The 11,315-nt window shown below is 70.9% G+C and carries 11 protein-coding genes; 7 read left to right on the top strand and 4 right to left on the bottom strand.

What is annotated here, in order from left to right; all coding sequences use genetic code 11:
• Positions 1–73: 73 nt before the first annotated feature.
• From ABT160_RS45165 to ABT160_RS45155, 3 genes are read right to left on the bottom strand one after another with little or no spacing between them, the layout of a single operon-like run.
• Positions 74–1,576, bottom strand: coding sequence for an FAD-binding protein (locus ABT160_RS45165; RefSeq protein WP_351655757.1), 1,503 nt, complete (start codon positions 1,574–1,576; stop codon positions 74–76).
• Between the two features lie 20 nt (positions 1,577–1,596).
• Complete coding sequence (locus ABT160_RS45160; RefSeq protein ID WP_351655754.1) at positions 1,597–3,162, bottom strand: flavin-containing monooxygenase; 1,566 nt, start codon at positions 3,160–3,162, stop codon at positions 1,597–1,599.
• A gap of 22 nt (positions 3,163–3,184) precedes the next feature.
• On the bottom strand, positions 3,185–4,063 hold the full coding sequence (locus ABT160_RS45155; RefSeq protein ID WP_351655751.1) for a class I SAM-dependent methyltransferase: 879 nt from the start codon (positions 4,061–4,063) through the stop codon (positions 3,185–3,187).
• A gap of 170 nt (positions 4,064–4,233) precedes the next feature.
• Here ABT160_RS45155 and ABT160_RS45150 point away from each other — a divergent pair, with 170 nt between their 5' ends.
• From ABT160_RS45150 to ABT160_RS45140, 3 genes are read left to right on the top strand one after another with little or no spacing between them, the layout of a single operon-like run.
• Positions 4,234–4,488, top strand: coding sequence for a hypothetical protein (locus ABT160_RS45150; protein ID WP_351655749.1), 255 nt, complete (start codon positions 4,234–4,236; stop codon positions 4,486–4,488).
• 17 nt (positions 4,489–4,505) lie between these two features.
• A complete protein-coding gene (locus ABT160_RS45145) occupies positions 4,506–5,492 on the top strand; it encodes a 3-oxoacyl-ACP synthase III family protein (RefSeq protein WP_351655747.1) in 987 nt (328 codons plus the stop codon).
• Positions 5,489–6,241, top strand: coding sequence for an SDR family NAD(P)-dependent oxidoreductase (locus ABT160_RS45140; RefSeq protein WP_351655744.1), 753 nt, complete (start codon positions 5,489–5,491; stop codon positions 6,239–6,241). The genes ABT160_RS45145 and ABT160_RS45140 overlap by 4 nt, the downstream gene beginning before the upstream one ends.
• A gap of 226 nt (positions 6,242–6,467) precedes the next feature.
• On the opposite strand, the gene ABT160_RS45135 is transcribed toward ABT160_RS45140, so the two are convergent.
• Entirely contained in the window at positions 6,468–7,322 is an 855-nt protein-coding gene (locus ABT160_RS45135) for an AfsR/SARP family transcriptional regulator (RefSeq protein WP_351655742.1), read from the bottom strand.
• Between the two features lie 369 nt (positions 7,323–7,691).
• On the opposite strand from ABT160_RS45135, the gene ABT160_RS45130 reads away from it, so the two are divergent.
• The 4 genes from ABT160_RS45130 to ABT160_RS45115 all read left to right on the top strand — a co-directional run.
• Positions 7,692–8,909 (top strand): aminotransferase class I/II-fold pyridoxal phosphate-dependent enzyme, encoded by a 1,218-nt coding sequence (locus tag ABT160_RS45130; protein WP_351655740.1) that lies wholly within the window; start codon positions 7,692–7,694, stop codon positions 8,907–8,909.
• Positions 8,910–8,945: 36 nt separating this feature from the next.
• Positions 8,946–10,181 (top strand): beta-ketoacyl-[acyl-carrier-protein] synthase family protein, encoded by a 1,236-nt coding sequence (locus ABT160_RS45125; protein WP_351655737.1) that lies wholly within the window; start codon positions 8,946–8,948, stop codon positions 10,179–10,181.
• On the top strand, positions 10,178–10,993 hold the full coding sequence (locus tag ABT160_RS45120) for a MaoC/PaaZ C-terminal domain-containing protein (RefSeq protein WP_351655735.1): 816 nt from the start codon (positions 10,178–10,180) through the stop codon (positions 10,991–10,993). The genes ABT160_RS45125 and ABT160_RS45120 overlap by 4 nt, the downstream gene beginning before the upstream one ends.
• A partial coding sequence (locus ABT160_RS45115; protein ID WP_351655733.1) for an AMP-binding protein occupies positions 10,990–11,315 on the top strand: 326 nt, incomplete at its 3' end. The genes ABT160_RS45120 and ABT160_RS45115, both read left to right, overlap by 4 nt.

Below are 11,315 nucleotides of genomic sequence, written 5' to 3'. Positions count from 1 at the left end.
TGGTCGTACCCGCCCTTGTCCTGAATCTCCCCACTGCCCCGGCGGGGCCCGGACGGGCCCGGCCGGAGACTCCCTAGCCGAAGAATCCCTGTCCCGGCGTCAGGATGTTGGCCGGGTCGTACTTGTGCTTGGCGTTGTTGAAGGCGTCCCAGCGCGAGCCGAAGTGGGTCTTCCACTGGGCCGGCGTCATGCCGGGGATCGCGCCGACCAGGTACCGCTTGGCGCCGAGCGCCACGGCCAGGTCGTACAGGCGGCGGTTCTGCTCCAGCATCTTCGGGATGGTGGTGTCCCCGGGGTTGGGGAAGCGGAGCAGGTCGAACAGGTAGCCCACCGACTCGTTGGGCTGCACCGCGAGCGGGCGCTTCACCTTCGAGGTGAGGTACGGGTAGAAGAGCAGGAAGCCGCCGCCGAGGCTGTCGGCGTTGAGCTCCTTCTCCACCGCCTGCATGAACTGCCTGGTCTTGGAGGCCGGCAGGAACAGGCTCAGCCAGGGCTTGGGCTGGAACCAGTGGCCGCTCTCCTTGAGGTACGTCTCGTAGCCGTCGAGGCGGAACATGTAGTCCCGGTAGCTGACGTCCTCGATGACCGCCTCGGCGCGCACGTCCCGCAGTCCGGCCAGCAGCTTGGCCCGGTCCGGCACGGTGGTGCCCGAGTAGTTGGCGGCGACCTCCATCTTGTAGCGCCAGCGCGTGTTGCCCGCGTCGCGCAGCATCTCGCCGGCCTGGACCTCGAAGCGGTTGTCCGCCATGACCTTCTCGGCGTCGCCGAGGTAGGTCGCCAGGTCGTCGTAGAAGAGGCTGAAGACCACCGAGCGCTGGGGCGCGGCGACGAGCTTCACCTTGGCGCGCAGGATGACCGCGACCTGGCCGCCGCCGGAGAGGACCGCGTTGAACAGGTCCGGGCGGTTGGAGGCCGACAGGCCCTTGACCAGTTCGCCGGTGCCGGTGACCACGTCCAGCGAGTGGACGTTGTCGCACAGCAGGCCGTACTTCTGCACGGTCCCGCCGATCCCGCCGATCGAGATGGTGCCGCCGATCGACAGGTGGAGGTAGTCGGGCAGGGCGGGCGGCGTCTTGCCCTTGGCTATCGCCGCGTCGGTCAGCTGACCCCAGGTGACGCCCGCCTGGACCTCGGCGTTGGTGTCGTTGATGCTCAGGATCTTCGACATCGCACGGGCGTCGATGGAGATGCCGCCCGTGGGAACCGCCGCCTGGCCGTAGACCGAGTGCGACTCCTGGTCGTTGCCGGTGCCGCCCTGCCCGTTGACCGCGATCTTCAGCTTGTTCGCCCGGGCGTAGTTGACGATCTTGACGATGTCCTGGTCGGAGCCCGGGCGGAGCACCGCCCACGGCGCCGAGTTCTTCAGCCGACCGAAGTCGTGCTTAAAGCGCTCCAGGTCCGCGGCGGCGGTGGTGAGGGTGCCGTCGAGGGCGGGGACCGGGGTGGGCTTGACGCCCCGGGCCACGTCGGCCTCCGTCGCCCACGACTGGGACGCGGCCGACCAGCCGACGACCGTCGTCGCGGCGGTGGCGGCCATCCCGCCAAGGACCCTGCGTCGCGAGAGGGTGCTCTTCATTGCGTGTGTCTCCCGTTGAATCAGGCGTGGTCGAGAGCCGGTCTCCCGGCACCCACGGTCGTGGCCAGCTGGTACTCGCTCGGGTCGAACCGCTTCGTCTGGCTGCGGAAGCGCCAGGTGTAGGTCGGCCAGATCGAGGGGTTGCGCCCGTGCTCGTCGAGGTACCAGCTCTTGCAGTTGCCGGCGTTCCAGACGGTGCCGTCGAGGCGGCCCTGCAGCCGCTCGTTGTAGGCGTCCTGCGCCTCCTTGCGGACCTCCACCGAGGCCAGGCCGCGCTTCTCCATGTGGGCCAGGGCGTCGATGACGTACGCGATCTGCGCCTCGATCATCACGACCTGGGAGGAGTGGCCGAGCGTGGTGTTGGGACCGAGGAGGAGGAACAGGTTGGGGAAGCCGGCCACGGTGGTGCCGCGGTGGGCGGCCATGCCGTCCTTGCGCCACACGTCGCGCAGCAGCTCGCCGCCGCGCCCGGTGATGCGTCCGGCGACCGGCCGGTCGGTGGCCTTGAAGCCGGTGCCGAGGATGATCGTGTCGATCTCCCGCTCGGTGCCGTCGGCCGTCACGATCGACTTGGCCCGCACCTCGCTGATGGAGTCGGTGACCAGGTCCACGTTGTCGCTCTGGATGGCCGGGTACCAGGTGTTGGAGAAGAGCAGCCGCTTGCACGCCATCACGTAGTCGGGCGTGAGCCGGGCGCGCAGCGCCTCGTCGGCGACCGACTTCTGCAGGTGGTCGCTGGCCATCTTCTGCATCTTGCCGGCGACCTTGGGCCGCTTCATCACGAAGGCCAGGATCTCGCGGCCCCACATGTTGAAGTTGCGCCGGAAGTTCTGGTAGCCGGGCACGTTGTGCAGCAGCTTGGACTGCAGCGGGGAGGTCGGCTTGTCGTTCTTGGGGCCGATCCACGCGGGGGTGCGCTGGTAGAGGTCCAGGCGCCCCACCTCGGGCTGGATCTTGGGTACGAACTGGATGGCGGAGGCGCCGGTGCCGATCACGGCGACGTTGCGTCCGGCCAGGTCGTGGTCGTGGTTCCAGCGCGAGGAGTGGAAGACCGTCCCCTCGAAGTCGGCGAGCCCCTTGATGTCGGGGACCGCCGCCTCCGAGAGGTATCCGGTGCCCGAGACCAGCACCTGGGCGGTGTAGTCGCCCTGGGAGGTCTCGATGTGCCAGCGCCGCGTCGGCTCGTCCCAGCGGGCTCCGAGGAGCTCGTGGCCGAAGCGGATGTGCGGGCGCACCCCGAACCGGTCGGCGACGTCCTTCAGGTAGGAGAAGAGTTCCTCCTGCTTGCCGAACGTGGACTTCCAGCCCGGGTTCTGGGCGAACGAGAAGGAGTACAGGTGCGACATCACGTCGCACTGGGCACCGGGGTAGGTGTTGTCCCGCCAGGTGCCGCCCACTTCGTCGGCGCGCTCGAAGACGAGGAAGTCGTCCACGCCCTTCTGCAGCAGCCGGATCGCCATGCCGAGGCCGGAGAATCCGGTGCCGATGACCGCGACACGCAGGTGCCGGCCGGGTCCTCCGCCGGTGCGGTCGGCGAGCGGCAGCGAACTGCCGTCGCTGCGCGCCGGTTCGAGAATGCTCGTCACGTCAGTCTCTCCTTCAGGCGTCTCAGCGGCGTGCGATGGTGACGCGGAAGTTGTTGAAGAACTTGTCCTCGAGCGTGTACGCGAAGATGTCCAGGTAGCGCTCGAAGCGGGACACGACCTCCTCGCCCTCCAGGGCGACGGCCTCGTCACGGCGGGCGGCCAGCAGCTCCAGCCAGGCGCGGCAGGCGACCGCGAACGACTCGCGCTCGTTGACGACCTCGACGACGTCGAAGAGGCCCTCGGCGGCCTGCGTGAGCTCGTGCAGGTGCGGGATGTGGCAGTTCTCGAACTCCGAGCGCTGCAGGAACTTCAGGTCGTCGAGGAGCGCCCGGTTCATCGGGAGGGCCTCGGCGGTCATGGTGTGGAGCACGAAGCGGGCACCGGGGTTCAGCGTGGCGCCGACCTTCTGGAAGAAGACCCGGTACTTCTTGGTGCGCTCGCGGGGCGGCAGCGTGGAGGACACGAAGTGCTCCAGCGCGTTGATGCAGAACGCCGCGTCGTACTTGTCCTCGGTGGTGTGGTCCTCCCACGACTGGACCAGGGTGGTCAGGCGCGGGTTGTTCAGGCCGGCGATGAACTGCTCCTGCGTGCGGCTCAGGGTGAGGCCGACGGCCTCCTGCACGCCGTGCACGGTGGTGGCACGGTTGATCATGGTGCCCCAGCCGCAGCCGACGTCGAGCACGCGGCGGGCGCCCTGGGCGTTGGCCAGCTCGATGAACTTGTCGAGCTTGCGCTCCTGGGCCTCGTCGAGCGCCTCGGTCAGGCCCTCGCCCTCCTCCCAGTACCCGCCCGAGTACATCATCGTCGGGCCGAGGAGCAGCCGGTAGAAGTCGTTGCTGACCTCGTAGTGGTGCCGGATCGCGTCGACCTCGGGCACGGACCTGTCTGCGACCGTCGTCATTTTCGTCCTCAACTCCTGTCCGGGGTACGGCTGTCGGGGACGACATAACTCCCTGGCCCGCAAGAGGCGTGCAACATAAACGCAGGGCGGCGCTGTTGCGCGCCGATTGCGGGTGGGGGAGTTGAGTTCAGCACCAAGACGCCAGACCCGCTAGAGAGGACCTCACCACCATGTCGCTGCCCACCATCGAAGAACTCGCCGCTCAGCTCGAGGCCGTTTCGGGCGCCGAGAAGGTCGACCCGGACCACCCGCTCCAGCACATCGCGGACGTGGACTCGCTGGACCTGATGGAGTGGCTGTACGGCTTCCAGAACAAGTACCCGGAGATCCCGGCCGACGAGTCCCTGTTCGCGGACATCGACGACACCACCACGCTCCGCGTCGTCTACGACCGCATCCTGGCCCTCGTGCCGGCCCAGGCCTGAACCCTCGGGAGACTGCCTTGAGCGGCTTCGACATCACCGGGTGGGGCATGTCCGTACCCGAGCGCGTCGTCTCCAGCACGGAGCTCGCGCAACGCTTCGGCGTCGACGAACACTGGGTCGTCAGCCGGTGCGGGATCCATGAGCGGCGGGCCGTCGGGCCGGGCCAGACGACTGCCTCCCTGGCTGTCGAGGCCGGACGGCGCGCACTGGAGAAGGCGGGGCTGAGCGGTGACGACATCGCGCACCTGATCGTCGCCACCGCCACGCCCGAACAGCCGTCGCCGGCGACGTCCGCGTTCGTGCACCACGAACTGGGCATCGCCGGCAGCGCGCACGACGTCAACTCCGAGTGCGCGGGCTTCGTCTACGGCCTGGTCCAGGCGATGGCGCTGATCAAGATTGACCCGCGCCCGATCCTGCTGATCGGCTCCGACACGCACACGCTGACGGCCAACCCGGCCGACCGCGACCTGTCCATCCTCGTCGGTGACGGGGCGGGCGCGGTCGTGCTCGAACCGGCGGCCGAGGACCAGGTCCTGGCCTGGAACCTCGGCGCGGACGGCAGCTGCACCGGCTCCCTGAAGGTGCTCGCCGGCGGCAGCCGGATGCCGACCACCGAGGAGACGGTGCGCCAGGGGCTGCACTACGCCCAGATCAACGGCAACGAGATCTACCTCAACGCCGTGCGCTACACCGTGCGCACGGTGCGGGAGACGCTGACCAACGCCAAGGTCGACGCGGCGGACGTCAAGCACGTCATCCCGCACCAGGCGAACATACGGATCATCAACTCGATCCTCAGTCACACGGGCCTGAAGCCCGAGGCACTCATCACCAACCTGCACAAGTACGGGAACACGGCGTCCGCGTCGATCCCGATCGCCCTGACCGAGGCCCTGGACGAGGGTCGCATCAAGGACGGCGAACTGGTGCTGCTGGCGGGCTTCGGCGCGGGCATGACGTGGGGATCGGTCCTGCTGGAGTGGGGCGGAGGGAAGAAATGAGCGGCAAGCCGGCCGGGACCCGGCCCGAGCAGCCGGTCGCCCTGGTGACGGGTGCGTCCGGTGGACTCGGACAGGCCCTGGCGATCGAACTGGACGCGCTCGGCTGCCGGGTGGCCGTCCACTACAACAGCTCCGAGGCCGCGGCCCGCGCGGTCCAGGACAAGCTGCACAACGACTCGGTCGTGGTGACCGGTGACGTGGGCTCGTACGAGGCCGTCACCGCGCTCTACGAGGAGGTCAAGGCGGCGCTCGGTCCGGTCGACGTACTCGTCAACAACGGCGCGATCCGCAAGGACCAGCTGATGGCGATGCAGAACCCGGCGGACTGGGCGCAGGTCATCCAGACGAACCTGATCGGTTCGTTCCACACCGCGCGGGTGTCGGTCCCGCACATGCTGCGGCAGCGGTGGGGACGGGTGGTCAACGTGGTGTCGCCGTCCGGGCTGATCGCGACGGCGGGCCAGACCGCGTACTCCGCCTCCAAGGCGGGCCTGATCGGCTTCACCCGCACGCTGGCGGCCGAGTGCGGCCGGCGCGGGGTGACCGTGAACGCCCTGTCGCCCGGATTCATGATCACCGGAATGACGAAGGACCTGCCCGACCGGGTCAAGGACGGAATGGAGGACAAGGCCCCCATCCCGCGCTTCGTCACGGTGGAGGAGGTGGCGCGCAGCGCCTCGCTCTTCCTGGACCAGGACTGCATGACGGGCCAGGTCATCAGCATCGACAGCGGGGTGTCCATCACCTGACGCAGGATGCGGTACGTGAATGACGGGAGTGGTCCGGCACCGGGGCGGGTGCCGGACCACTCCCGCGTTCCCGGGTCCGTGCGCGCGGCACGCGAAAAGGCGGAATCCCGTACCGGAATCGCTTCCGTACGGAATTCCGCCTGAACGGCTGGTCAGTACCGCGGACCGTCCTCCGGGCCGTGCCGCGAGCGGTGCGGCGGGCGGGTGGGGGAGTGCGGGGGCCGGCTCAGCGGGCCGGTGGGGTGAGGGCCTCGAAGGCCCCCATGATCACCGGGTCGAGGGCGTCGACCGGCGTCCTGGAGGGGGAGGGCCTGCGGCGCGGCGGGGCCGGCTCGGGCGCGTTGAGCAGGTCGAGGTAGGCCCGCTGGGTCTCGGGCGCGGGGTCGATGCCGAGCTCGTCGGCGAGGACCTCGCGCAGCTGGTGGTAGGCGCGCAGCGCCTCGGCGCGGTTGCCGGCCGTGGAGTGCGCGGTCATCAGGCAGCGGTGGGCGCTCTCGCGGAACGCGGCCCGGCGCACCGCCTCGTCGGCGTAGCGCACCGCGTGGTGCTCGTCGCCGAGCGAGGAGGCGGCCAGGCTGGCCAGTTCCAGCGAGGTCAGGCGCAGCTCGTCGACGCGCTCGCGCACGCCGTTGACCCACTCGCCCTCGTGGGCGGGCAGGAAGGAGCCGCGCAGATTGGTCACCGCGGCCGCCGACAGCTGGTGGGCGACCGCGTGGGCGCCCTCGCCGAAGGCGGCCTTGGCCTCGGCCACCGAGGTCTCGGCGGCCTCCAGGTCGACGGCGGCGTCGTCGGGCAGCCGCAGGACGTAGCGGCCGCTCTGGGCGATCAGTGGTGTCTCGCCGGGCTTCTGCAGTGGACTGGTGAGGTAGCCGCGGACCCGGCTGACGACACTGCGCAGGGCCGAGGCCCAGGTGTCGGGCAGCCCGTCGGGCCACACGGTGTCGGCCAGCTGGTCGCGGCTGGTGCCCGCGGAGCGCTCCAGGATCAGCCGGGAGAAGGCCACCTGGGCCTGGGCGCTGGAGAGGTGCTGCGGCGGGAAACCGTCGTGCTCGATCGTGACGAGACCGATGAGTCTGATCAACAACGCGGACTCCACTCCCCCATGACGTCGGCGACGCGCGGTCACAACTCGCGCGGGGCGCTTCCGAATTCACGGAGGCCGCGCGGGAGCGGGCGATTATCGCGAACCGCCCCGCCGGGTGTGCTCCCTTTCCCAACTCATTGACCGTACCGGCGGTTTGTCGCCAGGTTCAACCACCGCCGAAAACATACCGGTGGGAATGAGATCAAAATCTTGGAACCCTTCCTTCCGGTATTTGCCTGGGCTTCAACTCCGCTTAATTAAAGGGAAATTCGAGCGGCGCGCGAGCGGTATTGCGCCCGTCTTGCGGGTGCCCCTCTAGAAAAGACGAGCGCGAGACACAAACGAGAAGTGGATGAGGAGAGGTACGTGAACGCATCCGGAGGTTGGGAACGCCTGGAGCCGAAGCTGGCTGCCACACGCCGGCGCGTGCAGGCCCTCGAGTGGGAGCCGGACCGCAAGAACAGCTTCGTCGCCTACACGGTCGAACGGGACAGCGCCTACGCCGACCTCGACGGCCGCCGCCTCCTGATGATGTCCGGATACAGCTATCTGGGCCTCGCCGGGGACGAGCGGGTCGTGGCGGCGGCCAAGGCGGCCGTCGACCGCTACGGGACGGGCAACCACGGCGTGCGCGCCCTGGCCGGCTCCATCCCGCTGCACGAGGAGCTGGAGGCCGAGGTGGCCCGGGTGGCCGACCGCGAGACCGCGATGGTCTTCGGGTCCGGCTACGCGGCCAACGTCGGCACGGTCGGCGGCATCGTCGGCCCCGGCGACACCGTGTTCATCGACAAGTACGACCACGCCAGCATCGTCGACGGCTGCCGCCTCTCCGGCGCCACCGTCACCCGGTTCCGCCACAACGACGTGGACCACCTGGAGCGGCGGCTGGCCGCCGCCGACCCCGGCGGGGTCCGCCTGGTCATCGTCGACTCCGTCTACTCCATGGACGGCGACATCGCCCCGCTGCCCGAGCTGCGCAAGGTGTGCGACGCGCACAACGCGCTGCTCATGGTCGACGAGGCGCACGCCCTGGGCGTGATCGGCAAGACCGGCCGCGGCATCGAGGAGCACTTCGACTGGACCGCCAAGGTCGACATCAAGCTCGGCACCCTGTCCAAGGCCATCCCCTCCATGGGCGGCTGGGTCGCGGGCCCGAGCGAGCTGATCGGCCACCTGCGCTACGCCGCGCGGCCCTTCCTGTTCTCCGCCGCCCTGGGCCCCGCCCAGACCGGCGCCGCCCTGGAGTCGCTGCGCATCATGCAGCGCGAGCCCGAGCGGGTCGCCCACATCCAGCACCAGTCGGAGCGGCTGCGGAACATCATCAACGCCGAGGGACTGCGCACCCAGGACAGCGAGACCGCCGTCCTGCCGCTCATCGCCGGCAGCGACGACAAGGCGTACGACCTCGCCACCGCGCTGCGCAGGAACGGCGCGATCGGCCTGCCGGTGGTCACCCCCGCGGTGCCCAACGACCTGGCCCGGCTGCGCATCGCCGTCACCGCCCGGCACACCGAGGCCGACATCGACTTCGCGGCCGAGGCGTTCCTCAAGTCCGCCCGCGAGGTCGGCATCATCCCGGCCTGACCGGCCCTGACCCACCGCATGACAGGGACGTACACCATGGCAACGCACACCAGGCCCGCCGTCGCGATCACCGGCCTCGGCGTGGTCACCCCCGCGGGCTGCACCCCCGAGGAGCTCTGGGCCGCGCTGAGCGCCGGCCGGTCCACCGCCGCCCCGCTCACCCACCTGGACCTCACCCGTCACCGGGTGCGCATCGGCTGCCGGGTCCGCGGCCTCGACGACGTGGGCCTGGTGTCCGCCAAGGACGCCCGGCGGATGGATCCCTTCGCGCTGTACGGCACCACGGCGGCGCTGGCCGCCCACCGCGACGCCGGAGCCCCGGCGCCCGACCCGGCGCGCACCGCCGTCGTCGTCGGCAACGCGGTGGGCGGGCGCGCCACCAGCGACCAGGAGTCCGCGCACTTCACCACGGACGGCCCGCACCGGGTCAACCCGCTGATGCCGCTGCTGACCATGCCCAACGCCGCCGCCGCGCAGATCGCCATGCGGCTCGGCTGGACCGGGCCCGCCACCACCATCGCCAACACCTGCGCCAGCGGGGCCGACGCCATCGGCCACGCGATCGCCCTGCTCCAGGCCGACCGCGCCGACGTCGTCGTCGCCGGCGGCTGCGAGTGCACGCTCACCCCGGTCACCCTGGCCGGGTTCGGCAACCTCAACGCGGTCTCCCTGCGCAACGACGAGCCCGAGCGCGCCTCGCGGCCCTTCGACGCCGACCGGGACGGGTTCGTGATGGGGGAGGGCGCCGGGTTCGTCGTCCTGGAGCGCACCGCCGACGCGCGGGCCAGGGGCGCCAACCTCTACGCGGAGGTGGCCGGTTACGGCTCCACCGCGGACGCCTACCACCTGTCGATGCCCCTGCCGGACGGCGCGGGCGCGGCCGGTGCGATGGCCGCGGCCATCGCCGACGCGGGCCTGACCCCCGCCGACATCGCGCACATCAACGCGCACGGCACCTCGACCCCGCACAACGACCGGGCCGAAGCCGCCGCGCTCAACAAGGTCTTCGGGCCCGACGGACCCCCCGTCACCGCCCCCAAGGGCGTCATCGGCCACCTCATCGGGGCCGCCGGCGCCGTCGAACTGATCGCCGCGGTGGGCGCGATGCGCGCCCGCGAGGTGCCGCCCACCGCCAACCACGAACGCCTGGAGCCCGGATTGGACATCGACGTGGTCCACAGCAAGCCCCGTGCCATCCCCTCGGGGCCCGCCCTGTCGAACTCCTTCGGCTTCGGCGGCCACAACGCCTCCCTGGTGGTGACGCCGGTATGACGACGACCCCCGCGACCGCGACCACGAGCGTCCGCACCGCGAGCGCCGAGGAGATCGCCGCGTACCGCACCGCCGTACGCGTCAGCCTCGCGCCGGCCACGCACCCGGACGCCTCCCCGGTCCACACCTTCGTCCTCGGCCACACCGCGGCCGACGAGACGGTACGGGCCTTCGCCGGCGGCCAGGACGTCTCGGTCGTCCACCTGGGCCAGGACATCCGCGTCGAGCGGCCGGTCCGCCCGGGTGAGCCGGTCACCGTCGCCCTGGACGTGCTCGGCGCCCGCCGCGAGCCCCGCGGCGCCCGCATCGCGGTGCGCACCCGGCTCACCGCCGAGGACGGCTCCGCGCTGGCCGAGCTCGTCACCAGCGCCCTGCTGGTGGGCGCCGAGGGCATCGAGCCGTTCGGCGAGATACCGGCCTCCACCGCCCCGAGCCCCAGCGGAGCGGTCGGCGAACCGGCAACCGCCACCCATGAGTTGAGCCCCGAGACGATCCGCGCCTACGCGCACGCCTCCGGCGACCTCAACCCCATCCACCTGGACGCCGAGGCCGCCCGCGGCGCCGGCTTCGACACCGTCATCGCCCACGGCATGAGCGTGGTCGCCCTGGTCGTCGAGGAGGTCGCCGACCGCTACGCCGGGGGCGACGTCTCCCGGGTCCGCGCGGTCAGCGGGCGCTTCTCCGCCCCGGTCCCGCCCGGCGTGCCGCTGGACATCACCTTCCAGCCCGACACCGACGCCACCGTCGTCCGCTTCACCTGCCGCACCCCCAAGGGGCCCGCGGTCAAGGCCGGCTGGGTGGAGCTGCGATGACCACGCCCACGCTGCTCGCGGGCTTCCTGCGCCAGGTGCGCGAGCACCCCGACGCGCCCGCGCTGCTGTGGCACGGCCACCAGACGACGTACCGCGAGCTGTACGAGGCGGCCGGGCGCGAACGCGAGCGCATCGCGCTGCTCGGCGCGCCCGCCCGGGAGCCGGTGGGCATCCTCGCCCCCAAGTCGCCCGGCGCGATCGCCCTGGCGCTGGCGTGCCTGCTCAGCGAGCGGCCGTTCCTGCTGCCGTCCCCGGCGCTGGCCGACGGACAGCTCGCCGACCTGTTCGCCCAGGCGGGCTGCCGCCACGTGCTCGCCCCCGA

The organism is Streptomyces sp. NPDC001941, assembly GCF_040296945.1.
Lineage (GTDB): Bacteria > Actinomycetota > Actinomycetes > Streptomycetales > Streptomycetaceae > Streptomyces.
The sequence above is the reverse complement of the archived record's forward strand: the minus strand, read 5'-3'. Positions and strand labels throughout refer to the sequence as shown.